Here is a 20,595-nt window from a genome sequence, read left to right on the forward strand (position 1 = left end):
GTGGCTCAAAAACAGAATTGAGTGTTTTTCTTTCGGCGAAAATGCCGAAGCTTTCAACACTTACGTCGGGTCGGTAGGATCTTTTGGATTTTTCTGACTAATCTTTTTCCATGGGCAATGTCTGCAGCCTGAACCGCAGCAGTGACCGCGCTTCAGGTGAAAATACTCAGTAAAAACAGTGTATCCTGTGGCTGGATCGACATACGAGTCCTTGCCGGCGTCGCAGGCGCTGCGATGAAGTTCTTCGATTTCGCGTTTTTTATCGTTCATCACGAAGCTTGGCGAACACCAAAGTGTCTCGTCTTTGGCCGTTTTCAACGGCGTGATGCCGCAACCGGGCCTCAAATTTGTAATGACAATTTTCAGCTACAGAGCCGCTGCGGCTGTTAAGACCTGAACAACGAATCTCAATTCGATAAAATCCAAGATCAAACAGGACCTTTTCCAAGGCCAGTACCGCTTCACGCACATACCCGTGACCTTCGAATTTTCCCAAAATCCAGTATCCCAGTTCACAGCGGTCATTGTCCCAACTGATGGTGTGCACACCGACATTCCCCATATAGATGTCGCCATCATTCAGGTACATGCCATAGTCGAACATTTTGAAATCCTGCCACTGTTCACGGGTCATTTCGATGTATTCACGTTCATCGTGAACACCACGGATCATCGGCACCCATGGCAGAAAACGGCCCAGGCGTTCGCGGTCCTCATCGACATACTGAAACATGGTTTCAGCCATTTCAACTTTGTGCTTTTTTAAGGTGATCCGTTCGGCGCGAATTTCCTCGGCAGGATAAACGGACTTCATTTGGCGATTTTGGACGTCAGATCAGACAAACGGATTCCGCCCAGATAATCCATAGAGTTATTTTCAATGCCGTCCACCAGCTCACACATCAGCTTTTTCATTGAGCAACTGACCACGCAGTTTTTGAAAGGCTCTTTGTCTGGAGTTGCAATCAACTTCTTATCAGTGATCGCCACATAAACATCACGAAGGGAAATTTCTTTCGGGGCTTTGGCAAGCTTCACGCCCCCCGCCTTGCCTTTGAAGGACGTCAATAGTCCGGCATCGACAAGTTTGGAGATCAAACGGCGAATCACCGTCGGATTGGTGCGAATGCTCGCGCCCAATTCTTCAGACGTCATCAGATCGCCCTTGTGATAAGCCAGGGCGGTCATAATATGGACTGAGACAGAAAACCTTTGATCAACCATGTCTAGATCATACCCTAAGCCTCAAAAATAAACAATATCAAGGAATTAAGCCCCCAAGGACACGAGGTTTCCTTAAATGTATCTTTTATTGTTGCAATTAAATTCCAACCACGGCATACTGTGCCTGTATCTGACACAATTAAAGGAGCCCCTCCCATGACCCATAAAACGATTCAAGATGCCCTGGAATGGCGTTACGCCACTAAAAAGTTCGATGCCACCAAAAAGATCTCGGATGCCGACTGGACAACCCTGCGTAATTCCCTGACTTTGGCGCCGTCTTCCTACGGCGTGCAGCCGTGGAAATTTCTGGTCATTGAAAACCCGGAAGTTCGAAATCAACTAAAACCGGTATCATGGAATCAAACTCAAGTGACTGACGCCAGCCACTATGTGGTCTTCCTTTACAAAGAAAAGATGGATGCTGACTTCGTACAAAAGTTCATAAACCGCGTGGCTGAAGTCCGCAGCGCCCCTCTGGAAGCTTTGGACGGATACAAAAATATGCTGGTTGAAAACCTGGTAAAAGCGCCGGAAGAAAAAATCCGCGTCTGGTCCCAGCGTCAGGCTTACATTGCCATGGGCTTCCTGCTGCAAACCGCAGCCTTGCTGAAAATTGACGCCACTCCGATGGAGGGCTTCGATCCGGCGGCTTACGACAAAATCCTGGGCCTTGAAGGCACCGGCTGGAAATCCGTGGCCACTGTGGCTCTGGGTTACCGCCACCAGGAAGATACTTTACAAAATCAAAAGAAGGTCCGCTTCGCAGAAGACGACCTGATCCAATACATCAAGTAATTCCGGATTTTCCGCTGCTCTCGGCGGATCTGCAAAGAGTCTCCCCAGATTTTCCCTTGCAGGTCTCCATCGGCAGCGGAGGTTCCTCCTCCAAGGTGCCTTTGTTGTGATCCCTTCAAAGGCTGTCTTAAAAAAATCCCCGGGGTTCTTGCGAATCCCGGGGATCGTCTTTTTTGCATTATAAGATTCTATTGCAACTGCCAACCGGGTGATTCGCATACTTGCAGAGCCAGGGCCCGCCATCTTTCCATCGCCGGCTCCCCTTTCAGCGCCAAAGCTTTGTCATAGTCGAGCAAGCTTGCCACGATAATGTCCGACGCTCCGTCACCGCGATAGAACAATCCGTACACCTGGCGAACAGCATCCGCCGTGGGCGCGGCCGGACGATTCGAGATCTTTTCCAGGATCGCGTTCACACCTTCATCCATCCCCAGCACGTTTTCACAGAATTGAACCCGGAAGGATTCGCGCACGGTGTTGTCATCGGCTTTAATCGGCAGGTTCGCATTTGAAATATCGCCCCCGCAATCACGGCCGCTGTAGGTGCTGTAAGGATTGCAGCCCAAACCATACTGCGCCCCGCGCTTGATAATCCACTGCTCCAGCAGACTTTCAAGATTGGGCACCGGCCCGGAAGAACGAGTGAAAACCTCGCGCATCAGCGAGGCCACGTATTCACGATTCACCACCTGAACTTTCTGAGTCGGCAATGTCACGTCTTTCTGGCTGGGGTGAGACTGATCGGTGCCGCCGCTTGAACCCATATCCAGATTCAATGACGCCTGATCCAGAACAGCGAACTCACCCATCTGACCGCAGTTTTGATACATCTGAGTCAGAACAGCTCCGGACAACAGCAACATAAAAAATTTATTCTTGGCTGTGATCATTGTTCTTACCCCACCAGCTTCGCCGCTTTAAGAATCTGCAGTTGGTCGCCATTCAGGCGAATCAAAGGTTCAGCCAGATTCTCGTATGGATTTTTTGGAACTCGCAAAAGAGCTGTCACTGTGGATGCCGCCATCGTCGGGGACGGCATGCCTTTTTGGTTGTAACCATCAATCGGTGCCGCACGACCTTGAGTGCCCACATAGCCGCCACCGTGCCCCGCACGATAGATGTTGCCGACCACAAACGGTCCGCGCTGGATGGCACCCGAGAACACACTGGTCACCATCTGATTAAAGCCATGGTCACTGCCCGAACCGTTGGTTCTTGCCGTGCGGTTGAATTCCGAGATCACCTGAATCACGGTTTCAGACCACAGGTCCACACCGTTCACTTTGGATTTTTTCAACTGTTCAATCAGCTCAAGCATCCCGGCACACAGGCCGCGATAGTAGGCTGTCGTGATAAGCACACCCGGGATCGCCCCGGTTTCGTGCATGTCTTTGATCGCCACGTGATTTCCAACCACACCATCCGCAGCATCTTTGATCATCAAACCTGCCGGATCACCCATTTGCAGATTCATCGTGCTGACCAGGCCTTCTTTCAGAACGTATTCAGCCAATGCCAAACCTTCTGCCAATGAACCAGGAGCCGTCATTGTCTTGATGGAATCACGCAAGTCAGAATCACGACTGACCACCAGACCGCGGTTGCCAGAGGCAACGTGAACCCGCCAGAAGTTCCCCTGATCAGAAATCATCGCCACGTCATTGATGCCCACAAGCCCCTGCTGGCGCATGCTGGCCTCAATCACGGACCGATAACGGGCCACGGCCCCGTCCCAGTAAGAACCGATATTCCCAATACCTTTTTTCATCAGATCTGAGGCATTGGAAAGATTTTTGGAAAGAATTGTCGAACCCGCAAATTCAGACTGCGAATAAGCACGCAAACGTGCCTGAGCCAGATCAAAAGCTTCACGGTTGCGGTCTTTCAGGCTGCGCCCCTTGGCACGGTCTGCGGCTGGACCGCCAAACCCCTCCAGCAAAGAATTCAGTGGATTGCCCGTCAGAATATTCAGGGCTTTGCCACTCATGGAAGCATAGTTGCCGTAAGCTCCACGGTCGGGCCACTCTACGGCCTCAAAGGTTTTCTTGGAATAGTCGGCAGCCAAACCCATCACCGAGGATACACCGCCCACCGGAGCCTGTTGAATTGTCGCATTGAACGGATGACCGTCAAAACCAGTACCGAATCCGCGGATCACCAGCATATTGTTCAAAAGATCTGTCAACGCTTTGGCACCGGCAGATGTCGTCACAGATTGTGAAAACATGTGTGGGACCATCACACCGTTATAATTGAAAGTCGCGTATTCAGTGCCGACGATGTTGTTCCCTGACCGAACCAGTTTCGTTGCCACCATGGGATTGTATTCCAACGGAGCATCCGAAGGATTCGTGCGCATCCACGCATCAAACGTGTAGCGCATCGGACCACCGGCGATCAGAATGTTGATATAGTTGCGGGCGCCCAGATTTCCGGTTGCTTCGGCCTGGGCTTGATGGATAAAGCCTGTGCTGAGAGCATTCAGAAGTCTTTCATAAGGTGTTGCCACCAGGGCTGCGGCCCCGGCCACCGCACCACCTGCGATAAAGCCCCTGCGAGTCAGATTTTTTCCGTCCCCCATAATGCCCCCGGATTATTTTTCCCGATAGTTCACGTCACGATAGTATTTTGAAGACATGATCTGTTTCACCATATGGCGCACAGACTGGTTGCGCTGAAGCTCTTCCCCAAGAGCCTCAACGAACTTACGGTCTTCATAAGCTTCCGTGGATAGTTTTTTATTCAGTTCTTCATTTGCCGGATTGGAGCGGTCATAAAGAGCCACTGTGATTCCGGTGAAATACTCAAAGTATCTTTTAGCTGCGCAGTAATAGTAATCCTTGGTTTCCGCCATCGCCGCACCCAACTGGGCAATCCCCGTCACCGGACGATCAATCAAAGCTCCCGTCATGGAGCGGAAGAACAGACGTCCCGTCGGGGTCTGACGATGGAAGTTCGCCACTGGTTCTGACGGCCAACCCGCCACCGAAGAAAACTCTGCACGGTAAGTGGCCAGATGCAAAGCCGTTTTGGAATGAGTTCTGGCCCCGGCACTCAGTGCTGCATAGTCAGAATTTCCGACCACGACGTTGCGGGCGGTGTACGCCATCGGATCCAAGGTCGCATGGCACATCACGCAGCTGCTGGAGTTTCTAAACGGAGCCGAAGAATTTCCGACCACATACTGACGAATGTCGTTTTCACGCAAGGCCGGAAGCTCCGCACACAGGAAGGATTCCATGTTGGTCTGAGACCAGCGGCGCGGAACCTTGGTGGTCCCATTGGCTTCAAGGCCACGGCCATGACCATAGTTCAGCATCAGATAAATAGGTGTCCCCAGCACACCACCACCCTGAGTCTGGAAAAGATTGAAACTGAAGTTCAAGCCCGGCTGATCGCTGCCGCGCTTGTCAGCCCCCAAAGGCTGCAACGACAGATTTGGAATGGTTGCATTATCAGTCGCGATGCGCACACCGACCAGCTCACCCACCTCAATTTTTGGCAAAGTCACAAACATCGCCTGAGTGGTGTCCGAGTTGCCATCAAATCCGCCCGACATCGCGCGGAAGTTGAAAAGATTCTGATCGAGGCCCCCGTTGTTACCGGCAATACGACGGCCCGGGAAGGTCACATTAAAGCCAATGCGATTGCGCACGGCCATGTCCTCTTCACGCTGGGCACGCACGCCCTGCCCCAGAGTCAGCACATCACGGTACTGGGCATTGCGGGCAAACATTGCACGCGTCAGTGCCAGGCCCGGCTCAGTGGAATCATAAATGTCCATGGTCCCGCGGGACATCTCTTCATTGTATTCCTGGATTTGTTCAACCGTGTTGGCGGTGAACCAGGTGCGGTGGAAATTATAGAAGGTGTTTAGAACGGCACGGGCTTCTTTGTCAGCACGATTGACAAGCGGACCGGAGGCATCCAGTTCGGCCTTGTCCAACAATGAATTACAGGCGTCCAGCGCCTTGATTTTACCGGCACGAATCTGCGCCATCGTCGCGTGCCCCAAAGGCACCGGCTTCCCGGTCAAATGGGAATAGCAACGATTGAACAAGCCTGCCTCACTCAAAACTTGAGCAGAAGCAAACGGTGCCATCAGCAACGTGAATGCAAAGATTAACTTGGTCACGGTCATTCCCCCAAAGAAGTTCCGTTGTTCCTTTATCTTATCGGAGCTTTTGTCGGGAACGCGACCGTGGTTCTCACATTGGGGCGTTCCGTTGCTGTTTAGACTGAAGATTCCGGAACACGAAAGAAACACTTTCGCGGAACGTCTCACTTTGCAACACCCCGGAAAAAGAAAAACCCCGTTGAGGTCATCAACGGGGTCTTTGGCATTCGTTTTGTTATCTTCGGACTATTTGATGTCCTGGATGGAAACAGAAACCATCGTGGAAACACCGCGCTCTTGCATCGTCACGCCGTACAACTTGCCCGCCACTTCCATGGTGTGTTTGTTGTGGGTAACAACAATGATCTGAGAACGTTTGGCCATTTCACGAACCAGGTCGTTGAAACGGAAGACGTTGGCGTCATCAAGTGGAGCGTCAACCTCATCCAGCAAACACCATGGAGATGGTTTCACCAGGAAGATCGAGAACACCAGCGCCACCGCAGTCAAAGCTTTCTCACCACCGGACATCAAAGACACGTTCTGAGTCTTCTTGCCTGGAGGGCGTGCGATGATCTCGATACCCGCTTCGTTCTTTTCAGTTTCTTCAACAAGTTCCAACCAAGCTTCACCGCCACCGAACAAGACCGGGAATACGCGGGTGAAACGATCGTTGACCAGCTCGAAGGTTTCCTTGAAACGCTTGGAGCAGATTTTGTTAATACGCTCGATAACCTTGCGCAACTGATCTTTGGCCTCAGTCAGATCCGCGTGCTGTTTGGTCAGGAATTCGTAACGTTGAGCGGTCTCTTCGTACTCTTCAATCGCAGACAGGTTCACTTCACCGATCTTCGCCAGCTTCTCACGCAGGTCTTTCAGTTGAGCATCCGCTTCCAGGAAGTCGCCTTCACGGTTCACGTATTTCTCAACAACGTCTGGCAGGTTCAGCATGTAGCGCTCGCGCACCTGATCAATCAGGTACTGCTCTTTCATCTTCGCCTGCTCCAGTTTCAACTGGGAGTCGTTCATTTTGTGCTGACGTTCATTGCGTGCACGCTGAGAAGCGGAAGCTTCATCTTCGATCGCACGGATGGATTCAGACATCACTTCGTATTCGTCTTTCGCGCGAGCCGCCTGAAGTTTCAGGGTCTCGACTTCATCCAAAAGACGTTCAAATTCAATTTTCTTTTCTTCCAGAGTCACCTGAGTGTCGGTCATCTGGGAGTTGTACCCTTCAGCCTCTTCACTCATACGTGCCAACTGAGCTTCCAGATCCGTCAGGGATTTGGTCACCATTTCAAGCTGTCTCAAGACACCAGTGTATTCCTGGGTTTTGGAAGCGGACTTCACCTGAAGATCCGTCACTTCCGCCTGAAGACCGTCAAAGCCCAGACGAACAGAGTTCATTTCAGAATTCAAAGTCTCCACTTCAGATTCCAGCAGAACTTTTCTTTCGCGAGCCTCGATCAGAGCCTCGTTCAGTTCCTCAAGTTTCTGCTCTTGAACTTCCAGTTGCTCTGTCAGTTTTTTGACTTCGCGTTCCTGGCGCTCTACAGCTGCCAAGGCATTCTGAACTTCGTTTTCAGCGCGTTCAGCGTCTTTTCTCAATTCGGCAACTTTGATCTCCTGATCGATCTTGCGTTTTTGCGCGCCTTCGAAGTCATTCAATACGTTGGCCAGCTGCTCTTCGGTCTTTTTAAGAGCCATCTGAGCCAGCTGCAGTTTTCCTGCGAATTCGTCTTTTTTCTCGGACAATTCCTTGATTTCACGACGACGCTTCAGCATGCCAGAATCGGCGGACTCGGAAGAGCCCCCCGTCAAAACACCGTCAGCAGTCAGGGTGTCACCGTCAAGAGTCACGAATGTCCAGCCTTCATATCTTGGGCGCAGGTTCAAAGCAGTGCGGATGGAATCCACAATCGCCACGCCATCAAGCATGTAGGTCACTGTGTTTTTGAATTTATCAGCCGCCTGAACCACGTCTTTCAGGATGGCTTGAACGCCTTCCTGGCCCACCGGGGCTTCTGCGCGGCTGAAAGACAGACCCTGACCGTCAGCAGCCATGAAGCTGGAACGACCGGATTTGTTTTCTTTCAGGTGAGAAACGGCGTCCACGGCGATATTGGCATCAGAAGACAACAACATCTGCAAACGGGAACCCAAAGCCGCTTCCATCGCCACTTCGTATTCAGCCGGAACTTCAACAACCTCAGAAACTGGCTGGAAGTGGGATACAACAGAACCGTCCGCCATCATTTCCTGAGTGCGGGTTTTCTGCCAAAGCATGACCTGCTTCACACCCTCCTGGAAACCTTCAAAGTTGTTTTGCAGGTTCTCCAGACCGTAAAGGCGGGACGCCACTTCATTCAAAGAATCCTTGAAGGAATCCACTTCGGCTTTTTTAGTCGCCACGGAATCCTGAAGGATTTTTTTGTTGGCTTCAAAAGAGTCCACATCGCTGGCAAGATCCAGCTGCATCTGACGCTCTTTATCCAGCTCTGTGATCACTTTTTTGCGGCGGTTTTCGAACTCGACTTGTTTTTCACGAAGTTCGTTCAAAACCTGCTGTTCGTTGTCCTGACGGTCTGTCAGGTCCGCGATCTGAGAGGACAGGGAATTCACACGCGCATCCAAAGAGGATTCGGTCTGACCGACGGCGAACAGCTCACGACGTTTCGTCGTCAGGTCCTCGTCCACAGTGCCGATGCGGGAATTGAAGTTCTGGAAGATTTCGTTTTTCTCGGTGAAGGCGGCCGACAGAGTCTCGGACTCTTCCTTCAGCTCGATCACCTGCTCATCCAACGCGGCTTTGTCGCGGGCAAGAAGCTCTTTACGGGCTTGCTGCTCCTGCAGGATGGTGCCGGTCATCTGTTCATTGCGGCGAGCCTGTTCGATCTCGAAGCGAAGCTCCTGGATCTCCATCTCTTTCTTTTGAACAGTGGATTGTTTGGTGAAGTACTCAGTCTGCTGCTCTTCAACTGCTTTTTCCTTTTCCAGGATCTGCAGTTTCAGAACTTCCAACTGGCCCTGCAAAGTGGAAAGGTTTGTTTCGCCTTCCACTTCCATGCTTTGCGCTTCGTTGAAGATCGCCTGAGCCTCATCCGCAGCACGTTTCAGTTCAACGTACTGAGCGGTGGACAGCCACAGATCCAGATCTTCGATCTGATTCTTGATGTTGCGATAGCGTTCCGCACGCTGCGCCTGTCTTTGCAAAGAATCAATCTGGCGTTTCAACTCGCCGATGATGTCCTGCAAACGCACCAGATTCTGATCGGTCGCAACCAGTTTGCGCTGGGATTCTTTTTTACGGGCTTTGAACTTGGTGATACCGGCAGCTTCTTCGATAAGCATGCGGCGGTCTTCAGGTTTCGCAGTGATGATCTTACCGATCATACCTTGAGCGATGATGGAGAAACCTTTGGAACCGGCACCCGTATCCATAAAGATCTCTTGCAGGTCTTTCAAACGAGCAGGTTCTTTATTGATGAAGTATTCACCTTCACCGTTTCTGTGCAAACGGCGGGTCACCATGATTTCAGAATGTTTAATATATTTTGCCGGGAATGGACCACCGTCATTTTCAAGTGTCAGGGACACTTCACACATACCCAGTGGAGCATAACCTTCCGCTCCACCGAAGATGACGTCTGTCATTTGGGATGCACGCAGATCCTTGGCGGACTGGTCACCCATAACCCACATAAGGGCATCCACGATATTGGATTTACCGCAACCATTCGGTCCGACGATACCCGTGATACCGGCATCAAAGTGGATGACGGTGCGGTCTTTGAACGACTTAAAACCAATTAGTTCAATCTTCTTAATTCTCAAGGTATATCCCCTCTTGAGTACTTCCCCTCAAATACAAGCCCTTGGTCTAGCTAGACCAAAGACCATTAGAATTTCGCGAGTGTTGGGAAGCATGTCAACCATAGGCTCTTAAAAGAAGGCCTAACGCTGAAAACTTAAGCAGACTTACAACCGATTTACCTGCTGCATCATGAAAAGCCGCCTAGATATTTTGCATGGCGCCAAATGCAAAACGGCGCACCGGGTAACCGGGGCGCCGTGGATTGTCGGAATCAAGAAGGAATTTTTATCCGCAGAATCTTACAAACACTGTACGGATTGGCCGTACTGGTTCTGCATGATCACACCAGAACAGTTGTGAGTCACACCGCAGTTGTACTGCTGACCGCCGTAGTAGTAAACGCCGGAGCAAGTCTGGGAAGTCGTTCCACCTGTGTTACCCATGCAGTATGTGTAGTTCACCGGGATGTACTGTGTACCGCTGACCTGGTAGCACTGGTTGCCGCTCATGATGTACTGACCGGTTGTACCGTTCGTGCAGTATGATTGTGCCACTTGCTGACCTGTGGACTTGATCGTGCACACGCCGGCAGAGTTGTAAGCATAAGTGGAGTTCGTGGAGCAGTAAGTCTGGTTCACCTGAACCGCCTGCCCGTTTACGTTCTGATAACAGATGTTGTTGGCGCCCCAGTAATAGATATTGCTGGTACCGCTGTTATTGTCATCCTTGCTACAGTTCGCCAAACCTACAGTCATGGCAGTCAGTACAAGGGCTTTCATAATCGTCAGAACATAGTTTTTGAATTTCATAAAATTTGTTTCCTTCTCTATGCTGTTGCTTAAAGCAAATCAGCGGCCAAAAACCCCTGGCACGAGTTTCACCAACAAATTTCGAACACTTACAGCATTCAGGAAAGATCATGGAATATGTTCACGCTGTCTTTTGGTTAGACAGTGACGACAATTGGCTTTCTGAAAAGCGTCTCTACAAAACTATCACGTACCACAATGAAACAAAGCACTTAGCACTGCACAGTGTTTACACAATCTGGCAGTGCCCTCTCTATATATAATATCAAGCTTCCGGAGTCGGTCGCGACAGCTTGCGGGAAATCAGGCGGCAGGCGACCTCCATCGGATCCGTCCACGATGCCGGGCGGTCACTTAACAAAGACACCACTTCCTTGCGCCCGAAAACCCGGGCCAAATCCAAAGCCGTCATCCCGTGAGGGTTTTTATCCTCCAACCGGGCGCCGTTACTTAATAACAGCTCCGCCAAACGCGTGTGCCCTTTAAAGCAAACCCCCATCAGCACCGAATTTCCCATATCATCGGTGGAGTTCACATCCGCCCCGCGCTCTATCAGAAATTCGGCCGCGTCTTCCTGATTGTTGTAAGCCGCCAGCATCAAAAGCGTGTGCCCCTTGAAATTGCGGATCTCCAACCCGCCACCAAAATCCAGATATTGTTTCAAAGCCTCGCAGTTGCCGTTGCGGGCCTCTTCAAAGATCAGTGGCTCCACCACCATTGTTTTTTTATACTCTTCCCAGGTCGCCATACATCCCCCGCCCTAATGATGGGCACTGCCACTTTCATATTTGTCGGAATAAACCTTCACTCCCATGCGTTCGGCCAAGCCGCCACCGTAAGCAGGATCGCACCTCATAAAGACGTCGATCTGCCGGCGCACGATTTCCTCCGGCACGTTCCCGCCCTTCATGTGTTCAGCGATATTGTCCAGCAGTTGCCTTTTTTTATCGGCATCCATCAACCGGAACAAATCCCCCGCCTGGCGGTAATCATCATTCCCCTGACGATGATCAAAACGATCCATGATGGCATCATCCAGCTTTAAAGGCGGTTCGCGGTACTGCTCTTGTTGAGCGGGCCCGCCGAAAGAGTTCGGTTCATAATAAGCATGATTGTATTCCGGAACATCCAGGCGCATGGCCCCATCCAGATGATAGTGATTCACTTCCACTTTGGGTTTGTTCACCGGAAGCATTTCATAATGGGTCCCGATACGATAGCGATGGGCATCCGCATACGCGAAGGTTCGCGACTGCAGCATCTTGTCCGGGGACCATGAAACACCCGGCACCATGTTGTTCGGATTGAAGGCGGCCTGCTCGATTTCGGCAAAATAGTTTGTGGGATTGCGATTAAGCTCCATGGTGCCCACTTCAATCATCGGGAACTCTCCATGCGGCCACACCTTGGTAAGATCAAAGGGATTGTACCAGGTCTTCTTAGCCTGCTCTTCAGTCATGATTTGCACATACATGCGCCACTTCGGGAAATCCCGGGCTTCGATTGAGTTGAACAAATCCTCCTGATGACTTTCGCGCGTGCGCCCGACCAGTTCGGCCGCTTCATCGTTCATCAGATTTTTGATCCCCTGCTGGGTCTTGAAGTGGAACTTCACCCAGTGGCGTTCCCCCTTGCTGCTGATCAGGGAATAGGTGTGCGAACCAAAGCCGTGCATATGTCGGTACGAAGCCGGCAAGCCACGATCCGAAAACAGAATTGTCACCTGATGGCAGGACTCCGGGCTGAGGGACCAGAAATCCCACATCGCTGTGGGGCTGCGCAAATTAGAGCGCGGATCACGCTTTTGCGTGTGAATAAAGTCAGGGAACTTATAAGGATCGCGCACGAAAAAGACCGGCGTGTTGTTGCCGACCAGATCAAAGTTGCCTTCTTCGGTATAAAACTTCAGCGCAAAGCCGCGCACGTCACGCTCGGCATCGGCGGCTCCCCGTTCGCCCGCCACAGTGGAAAAGCGAATCAGTAAATCTGTTTTGGTTCCCGGCTGAAGGAACTTGGCACGGGTGTATTTGGAAATATCGCCGGTGATCGTCAGTGTCCCAAAAGCCCCCGAGCCCTTGGCATGCACAGTTCTTTCCGGCACGCGCTCACGATTTTGGTGCGCCAGCTTTTCTATCAGTGCCACATCCTGAAGCACCAAGGGCCCGCGCGCCCCCACAGTCATCGAGTTTTGATTGTCTGGAACCGGCGCACCAGCACTGGTGGTCAAGCCCTTCTTGGATTGAGCCATGGTCTGCATCCTTTCATGTTTTTTTGAACGACCCCCTCAGCATAAAGACAAAAAATATATCACCGTGAGTTGTATTTTATTGCTGTGTCAGACAAAACTCGCCGCTCTGCCAGGGTTGTGGAAATACAAATATCCCCCTTGGGTCAACGGCGTAAGATGACGAAATGAACACGCAAGCTCAGCCTTTGACGCTGGCCTTTTCCATTACGGCACTGGTGCTTTACATACCGGCGAATCTGTTCCCGTTTATGAGCATCGAACTTTATGGTCGCAAGAATACGGCGACCATTTGGGACGGCATTGTCTCGCTGGCCGAAGCGGGATCGTGGCCCATTGCCATCATCGTATTTTTAGCAAGCATTCTGATTCCCCTGCTGAAGCTTTTTATTCTTTTTTACCTGTCCTTGGATTCATCCCGCCATCATCCGAAGCTCAAAGACCAGCTTTACCGAATCGTCGAAGCTATCGGCCGCTGGTCGATGCTGGATATCTTTCTGCTGGCAATCATGATCGCGATTCTGAAGCTGGGAAAATGGGCCACCGTGGAGCCCAAACCTGGCGCACTGCTGTTTGCCCTGGTGGTGATTTTCACCATGCTGGCGTCCGCTTACTTCAACCGGGATTCCGCCCCTGCAAAGGAACAACCTCATGAATCCGGAAAAGACCGTTCGTAAAATCAGCTCGCACTGGTATGTGTGGCTGTTCCCTGTTTTTGCGGTGCTGATTTCAGCATGGCTGCTGGTGCAGTATCTGACCGGACTGGGGCCAAAGATCGAAATCTCTTTCGACGACGGCAGCCGCATCGAGGCGGAAAAAACCAGGTTGAGCTATCGGGGTGTGGAAATAGGCAGCGTGACTGACGTAAAGCTGTCAGAAGACCAAAAGAAAGTCATCGTGCATGCCCGTCTTAAAAAGGATGCAAAAAAATTCGCAGAAGAAGGCGCCAAATACTGGATCGTCACCCCCAAGGTCAGCATTCAGGGAATCACCGGCCTTGAAACCCTGATTGAAGGACCTTACATCGCTGCCCAGCCGGGCGATGGCGGTGAAAAAACCGAATTCCAGGGAAAGCAGGAAAGTGAAACCGACGACCCCTTGGAAGACACCGTGGCCTATCGGCTGGAAACCGCAAACGCGGAATCCATCAATCCCGGTGACAATGTCAGCTTCAGGGGCATGAACGTGGGCACCGTCACCAAAGTGACCTTAAGCAAGACCGCACAAACCCTGCATGTACAGATCAACCTGCAAAGCAAGTACGCCCGCCTGGTGCGCACAAACACTCAGTTCTGGCGCAAAGTCGGCGTGCAGGCCAAACTGGGGCTGTTTAAATCAGAACTTAAGATCAATTCACTGGAAACACTTCTACACGGCGGCATTGAAATGTTCACTCCGGACCCCGCTGGCGAAATCGCCAAATACAACCACAAGTTCCCGTTACACAGCTCGGCCCCCAAGGACTGGCAGAAATGGAACCCTTCCTTAGAAAAATAAAAAAAGCCCTCTTCATCAGAGGGCTTTTTCATTTAGCTTAGTGGATTTTCTTACCGATCAAGGCAGCGCGGGCTGCCGCCAGTCGGGCGATAGGCACACGGAACGGAGAACAAGACACGTAATCCAGCCCCACCTTGTGGAAGAACTCGATGGATTCAGGGTCACCACCGTGCTCACCGCACACGCCGACTTTCAAATCAGGCTTCGTGCGACGGCCCAGGTCCACACCCATTTTCACCAAAGAACCCACACCCACCTGATCGATGGACATGAACGGATCTTTTGGCAGGATTCCGTGAGACACATAAGTGCCCAGGAAGCGACCGGAGTCGTCACGGGACAAGCCCAAAGTCGTCTGAGTCAGATCGTTCGTACCGAAGCTGAAGAAGTCCGCGTGTTCAGCGATAGCATCAGCGGTGATCGCAGCTCTTGGAAGCTCAATCATCGTGCCCACCGTGTATTCAAACTTCACGTTCTTTTCAGACTGAACCTTGTTCACTTCCGCAATGCTTTGTGCACGCAAAGTGTCCAGCTCTTTGTCCGTTGCCACCAGCGGGATCATGATTTCAGGAGACAATGTCTTGCCTTCTGCCATCAACTGAGCCGCCGCTTCGGCGATCGCACGAACCTGCATCTGATAAATTTCCGGATAAGTGATCGCCAAACGGCAGCCACGGTGCCCCAGCATCGGATTGAACTCGTGCAGGGATTTGACCTTGGAGCGCAGACGCTCATAGTCCGTGTTCAGGCGTTTTGCCAATTCCTTGGTTTCTTCATCCGTGTGCGGAACGAACTCATGCAGAGGTGGATCCAACAAACGGATCGTCACTGGCAGACCGTCCATGATTTTGAACAACTGATAGAAGTCTTCACGCTGCATTGGCAAAAGTTTCGCCAAAGCTTTTTCACGGTCCATTTTGTTGTCAGCAATGATCATCTCACGAACCGCATCGATGCGGTCTGCGCCGAAGAACATGTGCTCGGTACGGCAAAGACCGATACCTTCCGCCCCAAAGTTGCGCGCCGTTTGCGCGTCTTTCGGCGTGTCCGCATTGGTGCGAACTTTCAGTTTGCGAATGCCATCAGCGATTTTCATGATGCGTTCAAAGCTGCCATCCAGTTTTGGCTCGATGGTTTTAACTTCGCCCAGATAAACTTCACCCGTGGAACCATCCAAAGTGATCACGTCGCCCTTTTTCAGGACATAACCTTTCACCTTCATGGTTTCATTGCGATAATCGACTTCGATATCACCACAACCCGCCACACAGCATTTCCCCATACCGCGAGCCACAACGGCTGCGTGGGAAGTCATACCACCACGAGTTGTCAGGATACCCTGGGCTGCGACCATGCCGGCAATGTCTTCCGGAGACGTTTCAATACGCACCAGGATGACTTTCTTGCCTTGCTCTTTCCACTCAACCGCTTCTTCTGAAGTGAAAACGATCTGACCGTTCACCCCGCCCGGAGACGCCGGCAAACCTTTGGCCAAAGTGGTCTTTGCCGCTTTTGGATCCAAAGTCGGATGCAGAAGCTGATCCAAAGCCGCCGGGTCCAAACGCAGGATCGCTTCGTCCTGAGTGATCAACTTTTCGTCAATCATGTCGCAGGCGATTTTCAATGCGGCCGCTGCAGTTCTTTTACCGTTACGGGTTTGCAGCATCCACAAAACACCGCGTTCGATCGTGAACTCGATGTCCTGCATGTCGCGATAGTGACTTTCCAGCTTTTTATAAATTTCAACCAACTGAGCGTAAGCCTGAGGAAGAGCCTCCTCCAAAGACATCACACCCGCCGCTGCTGCGGCAACCTTCGTGATCGGTTGCGGAGTGCGGATACCCGCCACCACGTCTTCACCCTGAGCATTGATCAGGAATTCTCCGTAGAAGGCTTTTTCACCGGTGGATGGATTGCGCGTGAACGCCACACCCGTTGCGGAGTCATCACCCATGTTACCAAAGACCATGGACTGAACGTTCACGGCCGTACCCCAGGCCGCCGGGATCGAGTGCAATTCACGGTAAGTGATCGCACGCGGCGTGTTCCAGGAATGGAAGACCGCAGAAATCGCGCCCCAGAGCTGTTCCCAAGGATCTGCCGGGAAGGACTGACCGGTCATCTGATGAACCAGATCTTTGAACTTCTTCACCAGAAGTTTCAGGTCCTCAACCGTCATTTCGGTGTCGAGTTTGTAGTGTTTTTCCTCTTTCAGGTCTTCCAGAGTCACTTCCAGAAGTGATGAGTTCATGCCCATCACAACATCTGAGTACATTTGGATGAAACGACGGTAAGAGTCCCACGCAAAACGTGGATTGTTAGAGGACTTCGCCAAACCTTCGACAGTCTGATCATTCAGACCCAGGTTCAGGATCGTGTCCATCATGCCCGGCATGGAAGCACGAGCACCGGAGCGAACAGACACCAAAAGAGGGTTGTTCACATCACCGAATTTTTTGCCAATTTTGGATTCCACTTTATTCATGGATTCCTGAACTGCGGGACGAACCCAGTCAGGAAGTTTACCGCCGGCTTCGTAGAAGTGAGCGCAGATCTCTGTAGAGATCGTGAAGCCTGGAGGAACCGGAATGCCCAAAGAGGTCATTTCGGCCAGGTTGGCGCCTTTACCGCCCAGAATGTTCTTCATGCCCGCATTGCCTTCGGATTCCCCGGCAGCAAAGAAGTACACGAACTTCTGTGGTATAGCTGTTTTGGTTGTTTGTTTGTCAGAGTTTACATTCTGGTGCATTAGTCTCCCCCACCGGAAAAGTAAAATTAGTTGTCCTGTCTAGTAGACATAGAACATCCCTAAGCCCTTAATATCAATGAAATTTTGGGACCCAATATGCTCTGAGTTATAGAGCTTTCGTTCCACCCCCGGAAGGGTGTTCCGGGGCGTTCTGCTTCCCTTAAAAAACCACATGTTTATCGAGCACTTAGGAGTTTTTACAGGAAGCCCTTCCCGACCAAATCCTAACGGGTCTTTCTTCGAACCCTATGCTAGAAAAACGCGCATCATAAAAACCCAAGGAGAAATTCATGAAAAAGGCCGTTCTTGCCCTGTCTGTTTTGTTGTCCGTAAGCACTTCTTTCGCTCAAGATTGCACTGTTGAAGAGGCTCAAGGTATCGCCCTGGTTTCCTCTGTAGAACCTCTGAATGCGACCCAGTGCCTGGTTCAAATCTCTGGCATCAAAATGTTCAGCCCGGCTTACAACTGCCCGCTGTCCTTGGATGAAGTTCTGGTTTCAGGTGTGATCGCAGAATGTTCCCGCGTGCGAGCTAACGGTCGTATCGACGGCATCTTCTATCGCGACAACACCAAAAACAACTCCAACATCTATTTGTACTAAGCCGGCCCTGCCGGGCAAAGCTGAAGGGGCGGCAGCCCCCGCAAGCTGAAGCATTAAGTATTCCTAAAAAGCATATTAACTTTGATTCTATGCACTTCACGCCAACGAATCAGCTTGATAGGAATACCCTCGAAATCGAAACACTCAAGGAGAGACTATGAAACACCAGATCCTGGCTTTAGCCCTGACTTTGACTTCCGCATCTGCATTTGCGGCACCACAATCCTATTCCCTGCCTGCTTTGAAAGAGCTTTGCGCAATGGACGCCGGCAACGAAGATGAATTCGCTTTTGAAAAAGCCTTCGCAGACGTCAGCGAGTTTGACATCAAGGAAGTTCAATCTATCAGCGACAAAGATCTGGCGATGGTGAACGCTCACTTGGTGGATCATGAATACACCCCGAAGGCCCTTACCTTTGCTGAAATCAAAGCTTTGTTCGGCCCAGACGGTGATCAAAGCTACAATGATCTGTATGTTATCACTTTCAAATCCAAAACCACCGGCCGCGTCTACACTCACGTGAAAACCTATCCGGGCGACAATCCTTATGGATTGATCTTTGATAACAAAACCTTGAAGCCTGTGGCTCACAATGGCGATGGTAGCATCGTACTACTGACCAACAACGGTTCTTACAGTTGCTGGGAACTGGACAAATAAGCTCACCGAGCTTGTGATATGATTGAAATAAAAAAAGGGAGTGCGATGCACTCCCTTTTTAATTTAAAGCAGCTTCATCTCTGCCCCTGTCGGGCTACTGATTAAAGGTCTTCAACTTCGCTGCGATGTACGCGTTCAACTGAGTGATCGCCACGCGCTCTTGAGTCATCTTGTCACGGTGACGAACGGTCACAGCCTGATCGTTGATGGTGTCAAAGTCGACAGTCACACAGAACGGGGTTCCGATCTCATCCTGACGGCGGTAACGTTTACCGATGGACTGGGATTCGTCATAGTTCACGTCGAAGTCTTCAGCCAACTGGTCACGCAGTTTTTCAGAGATAGAGCTCAGTTCCTCTTTCTTGGACAGTGGCAGAACCGCCACTTTGAACGGAGCGATTTCCGGGTGCAGACCCATCACCACGCGCACGTCCTCTTTCCCCGCTTCGTCTGTGGTCACTTCTTCACGGTAAGCATCACACAGGAACGCCAGGAACAGACGGTCACAGCCCACGGCTGTTTCGATCACGTAAGGGATGTATTTCTTTTTGTTCGGCTCATCGAAGTACTCCAGGTTTTTGCCCGAGAATTTCATGTGCTGGGACAAATCGAAGTCCGAACGGTTGTGGATACCTTCCAGCTCCGAGAAGCCCATTGGGAACTTGAACTCCACGTCCACCGCCGCTTTCGCATAGTGCGCCAGCTTGTCGTGATCCTTGAATTTCAAATTCTCTGGCTTGATGCCGTACTTGATATAGAAGTTCCAGCGACGCTCTTTCCATTCTTTGAAGAATTGTTCGTCGGTGCCCGGCTCGACAAAGTATTGCATTTCCATCTGTTCAAATTCACGCGTGCGGAAGATGAAGTTTCCTGGCGTGATTTCGTTACGGAAGGATTTACCAATCGCCGCGATACCAAATGGAATCTTGTAACGGGAAGCCTGCTGACAGTTCTGGAAGTTCACGAAGTGACCTTGAGCAGTTTCCGGACGCAGATACACCACGCTGCCGGAATCTTCCAAAGGACCCATGTGAGTTTTAAACATCAGGTTGAAGGATCTTTCTTCAGAAAGATTCTTGCTGCCGCAGTTCGGGCATTTTTTTTCATTGATATAGGAATCGGTGTTATCCGCACGGAAGCGTGTTTTACACTCTTTACAGTCCACCAATGGATCCGAGAAACCATCCACGTGACCGGAAGCTTTCCACACCATCGGGTGCATCAGGATCGCGGCATCCAGACCCACGATGTCAGGTCTGCGGGTCATGGCATTCCACCAAGCGCGCTTCACATTCAGTTTCATCAAAGAGCCCAGAGGACCATAATCCCAGCAACTTCCAAGACCGCCATAGATCTCACTGGATTGGAATACAAAACCACGACGTTTGCTGAGGCTCACAAGAGTGTTTAGGTCCTCAAGATGCTTAATTTTCATGCAGGGCTCCAAGTTTTAAAAAAGGGACAAAGTCCCGGTGCTTATCGTTACACTTGGGTCCAGAACCAGTCAAGAAATCAGGGTCTTGCCTTGCCTGAGGGCGGGTCCTCGGACAAGCTATTCCTATGCAGTGCATCCGAAAATGGCTCGCCCTTCCATTCTTGCTGGTCCTTCTGATTCCTCAGGCTCACTCCGAGTCTGTGTCCAAATTTGTGACAAAAGAAGAAAAAATCCGTGAAGAGATGATTGTGATCTCGCGCGAACTGGGTGTGACCTGCAATGCCTGCCACAATGTTCAAAACTTCAAAGCAGATGACAGAAAAGCCTTTAAAGTCGGCAAGGAGCATATGAAATTGACTCAGATGCTTCGTGAAAACGGCATGGACGGCAAGAAGAGCGCCAAAGCCACCTGCTACATGTGCCATCGCGGCAAACTGATGCCTGACTACAAAGAGCCAGCTAACGCGAAAGCTTTCTAGATATTCCCGTTTTTTCACAAAAAAGTCCTCTGGGTGTGAACCTCACCCTCCTTCTTTTCGTCTAAACTGACATGCCTTAATGTCCCCGCATTGACTCCGTCGCCAATTGGGGAAAAATGTATTGTGCGAAAGGACCACTATGAACCTGATTGACCTCTCGATTCG

18 protein-coding genes are annotated in these 20,595 nt (G+C 51.0%); 6 read left to right on the plus strand and 12 right to left on the minus strand.

The window, feature by feature from the left end:
• Positions 1-60: 60 nt before the first annotated feature.
• The 3 genes from B9G79_RS18590 to B9G79_RS12900 are packed head-to-tail and all read right to left on the minus strand — an operon-like array spanning position 61 to position 1,224.
• Positions 61-270 (minus strand): DUF5522 domain-containing protein, encoded by a 210-nt coding sequence (locus B9G79_RS18590; RefSeq protein WP_088565870.1) that lies wholly within the window; start codon positions 268-270, stop codon positions 61-63.
• A complete protein-coding gene (locus B9G79_RS12895) occupies positions 260-814 on the minus strand; it encodes a GNAT family N-acetyltransferase (protein WP_088565871.1) in 555 nt (184 codons plus the stop codon). The genes B9G79_RS18590 and B9G79_RS12895 overlap by 11 nt, the downstream gene beginning before the upstream one ends.
• Positions 811-1,224 (minus strand): RrF2 family transcriptional regulator, encoded by a 414-nt coding sequence (locus B9G79_RS12900; protein WP_011163679.1) that lies wholly within the window; start codon positions 1,222-1,224, stop codon positions 811-813. Before B9G79_RS12900 ends, B9G79_RS12895 begins: the two co-directional genes overlap by 4 nt.
• Before the next feature lie 156 nt (positions 1,225-1,380).
• Between B9G79_RS12900 and B9G79_RS12905 the strand changes: the two genes are divergently transcribed.
• Positions 1,381-2,022: an NAD(P)H-dependent oxidoreductase gene (locus tag B9G79_RS12905; RefSeq protein ID WP_088565872.1), complete on the plus strand. Its 642-nt coding sequence runs from the start codon at positions 1,381-1,383 to the stop codon at positions 2,020-2,022.
• 188 nt (positions 2,023-2,210) lie between these two features.
• Here the strand turns inward: B9G79_RS12905 and B9G79_RS12910 are convergent, their stop codons facing one another.
• The 7 genes from B9G79_RS12910 to B9G79_RS12940 form a co-directional block, all read right to left on the minus strand.
• Positions 2,211-2,912, minus strand: coding sequence for a hypothetical protein (locus B9G79_RS12910; protein WP_088565873.1), 702 nt, complete (start codon positions 2,910-2,912; stop codon positions 2,211-2,213).
• Between the two features lie 5 nt (positions 2,913-2,917).
• Positions 2,918-4,603, minus strand: coding sequence for a twin-arginine translocation signal domain-containing protein (locus B9G79_RS12915; protein WP_088565874.1), 1,686 nt, complete (start codon positions 4,601-4,603; stop codon positions 2,918-2,920).
• Positions 4,604-4,615: 12 nt separating this feature from the next.
• On the minus strand, positions 4,616-6,163 hold the full coding sequence (locus tag B9G79_RS12920; RefSeq protein ID WP_088565875.1) for a hypothetical protein: 1,548 nt from the start codon (positions 6,161-6,163) through the stop codon (positions 4,616-4,618).
• Positions 6,164-6,385: 222 nt separating this feature from the next.
• Positions 6,386-9,973: a chromosome segregation protein SMC gene (gene smc / locus B9G79_RS12925; RefSeq protein WP_088565876.1), complete on the minus strand. Its 3,588-nt coding sequence runs from the start codon at positions 9,971-9,973 to the stop codon at positions 6,386-6,388.
• A gap of 279 nt (positions 9,974-10,252) precedes the next feature.
• Entirely contained in the window at positions 10,253-10,762 is a 510-nt protein-coding gene (locus B9G79_RS12930) for a hypothetical protein (RefSeq protein ID WP_088565877.1), read from the minus strand.
• Between the two features lie 265 nt (positions 10,763-11,027).
• Positions 11,028-11,510, minus strand: coding sequence for an ankyrin repeat domain-containing protein (locus tag B9G79_RS12935; protein WP_088565878.1), 483 nt, complete (start codon positions 11,508-11,510; stop codon positions 11,028-11,030).
• Positions 11,511-11,522: 12 nt separating this feature from the next.
• A complete protein-coding gene (locus tag B9G79_RS12940; RefSeq protein WP_088566887.1) occupies positions 11,523-13,010 on the minus strand; it encodes a catalase in 1,488 nt (495 codons plus the stop codon).
• 164 nt (positions 13,011-13,174) lie between these two features.
• Here B9G79_RS12940 and B9G79_RS12945 point away from each other — a divergent pair, with 164 nt between their 5' ends.
• Entirely contained in the window at positions 13,175-13,684 is a 510-nt protein-coding gene (locus B9G79_RS12945; RefSeq protein ID WP_088565879.1) for a paraquat-inducible protein A, read from the plus strand.
• On the plus strand, positions 13,659-14,504 hold the full coding sequence (locus B9G79_RS12950) for an MlaD family protein (RefSeq protein WP_198298010.1): 846 nt from the start codon (positions 13,659-13,661) through the stop codon (positions 14,502-14,504). Before B9G79_RS12945 ends, B9G79_RS12950 begins: the two co-directional genes overlap by 26 nt.
• 37 nt (positions 14,505-14,541) lie before the next feature.
• Here B9G79_RS12950 and ppdK read toward each other — a convergent pair whose 3' ends face one another.
• Positions 14,542-17,253 carry a pyruvate, phosphate dikinase gene (gene ppdK, locus B9G79_RS12955; protein WP_088565880.1) on the minus strand — a complete coding sequence of 904 codons (2,712 nt, stop codon included), beginning with the start codon at positions 17,251-17,253 and terminating at the stop codon, positions 14,542-14,544.
• Positions 17,254-17,543: 290 nt separating this feature from the next.
• On the opposite strand from ppdK, the gene B9G79_RS12960 reads away from it, so the two are divergent.
• Both B9G79_RS12960 and B9G79_RS12965 read left to right on the plus strand, forming a co-directional pair.
• On the plus strand, positions 17,544-17,855 hold the full coding sequence (locus tag B9G79_RS12960; protein ID WP_088565881.1) for a hypothetical protein: 312 nt from the start codon (positions 17,544-17,546) through the stop codon (positions 17,853-17,855).
• Between the two features lie 157 nt (positions 17,856-18,012).
• Positions 18,013-18,516: a hypothetical protein gene (locus B9G79_RS12965; protein ID WP_088565882.1), complete on the plus strand. Its 504-nt coding sequence runs from the start codon at positions 18,013-18,015 to the stop codon at positions 18,514-18,516.
• 94 nt (positions 18,517-18,610) lie between these two features.
• Here B9G79_RS12965 and B9G79_RS12970 read toward each other — a convergent pair whose 3' ends face one another.
• Positions 18,611-19,951: a glycine--tRNA ligase gene (locus tag B9G79_RS12970; protein WP_088565883.1), complete on the minus strand. Its 1,341-nt coding sequence runs from the start codon at positions 19,949-19,951 to the stop codon at positions 18,611-18,613.
• Positions 19,952-20,076: 125 nt separating this feature from the next.
• Here B9G79_RS12970 and B9G79_RS12975 point away from each other — a divergent pair, with 125 nt between their 5' ends.
• Positions 20,077-20,430, plus strand: coding sequence for a photosynthetic reaction center cytochrome c subunit family protein (locus tag B9G79_RS12975; RefSeq protein WP_088565884.1), 354 nt, complete (start codon positions 20,077-20,079; stop codon positions 20,428-20,430).
• Positions 20,431-20,595 lie beyond the last annotated feature (165 nt).

Source organism: Bdellovibrio bacteriovorus (genome assembly GCF_002208115.1).
Lineage (GTDB): Bacteria > Bdellovibrionota > Bdellovibrionia > Bdellovibrionales > Bdellovibrionaceae > Bdellovibrio > Bdellovibrio bacteriovorus_C.

Excerpts from the sequence above, each read along its gene's own strand:
- B9G79_RS12945 (WP_088565879.1), top strand. The coding sequence starts at position 13,175 with ATGAACACGCAAGCTCAGCCTTTGACGCTGGCCTTTTCCATTACGGCA.
- B9G79_RS12975 (WP_088565884.1), top strand. The coding sequence starts at position 20,077 with ATGCAGTGCATCCGAAAATGGCTCGCCCTTCCATTCTTGCTGGTCCTT.
- B9G79_RS12965 (WP_088565882.1), top strand. The coding sequence starts at position 18,013 with ATGAAACACCAGATCCTGGCTTTAGCCCTGACTTTGACTTCCGCATCT.
- B9G79_RS12930 (WP_088565877.1), bottom strand. The coding sequence starts at position 10,762 with ATGAAATTCAAAAACTATGTTCTGACGATTATGAAAGCCCTTGTACTG.
- B9G79_RS12950 (WP_198298010.1), top strand. The coding sequence starts at position 13,659 with ATGAATCCGGAAAAGACCGTTCGTAAAATCAGCTCGCACTGGTATGTG.
- B9G79_RS12940 (WP_088566887.1), bottom strand. The coding sequence starts at position 13,010 with ATGGCTCAATCCAAGAAGGGCTTGACCACCAGTGCTGGTGCGCCGGTT.
- B9G79_RS12900 (WP_011163679.1), bottom strand. The coding sequence starts at position 1,224 with ATGGTTGATCAAAGGTTTTCTGTCTCAGTCCATATTATGACCGCCCTG.
- B9G79_RS18590 (WP_088565870.1), bottom strand. The coding sequence starts at position 270 with ATGAACGATAAAAAACGCGAAATCGAAGAACTTCATCGCAGCGCCTGC.
- B9G79_RS12960 (WP_088565881.1), top strand. The coding sequence starts at position 17,544 with ATGAAAAAGGCCGTTCTTGCCCTGTCTGTTTTGTTGTCCGTAAGCACT.
- B9G79_RS12915 (WP_088565874.1), bottom strand. The coding sequence starts at position 4,603 with ATGGGGGACGGAAAAAATCTGACTCGCAGGGGCTTTATCGCAGGTGGT.
- B9G79_RS12970 (WP_088565883.1), bottom strand. The coding sequence starts at position 19,951 with ATGAAAATTAAGCATCTTGAGGACCTAAACACTCTTGTGAGCCTCAGC.
- B9G79_RS12905 (WP_088565872.1), top strand. The coding sequence starts at position 1,381 with ATGACCCATAAAACGATTCAAGATGCCCTGGAATGGCGTTACGCCACT.
- B9G79_RS12910 (WP_088565873.1), bottom strand. The coding sequence starts at position 2,912 with ATGATCACAGCCAAGAATAAATTTTTTATGTTGCTGTTGTCCGGAGCT.
- B9G79_RS12935 (WP_088565878.1), bottom strand. The coding sequence starts at position 11,510 with ATGGCGACCTGGGAAGAGTATAAAAAAACAATGGTGGTGGAGCCACTG.
- ppdK (WP_088565880.1), bottom strand. The coding sequence starts at position 17,253 with ATGCACCAGAATGTAAACTCTGACAAACAAACAACCAAAACAGCTATA.
- B9G79_RS12895 (WP_088565871.1), bottom strand. The coding sequence starts at position 814 with ATGAAGTCCGTTTATCCTGCCGAGGAAATTCGCGCCGAACGGATCACC.
- B9G79_RS12920 (WP_088565875.1), bottom strand. The coding sequence starts at position 6,163 with ATGACCGTGACCAAGTTAATCTTTGCATTCACGTTGCTGATGGCACCG.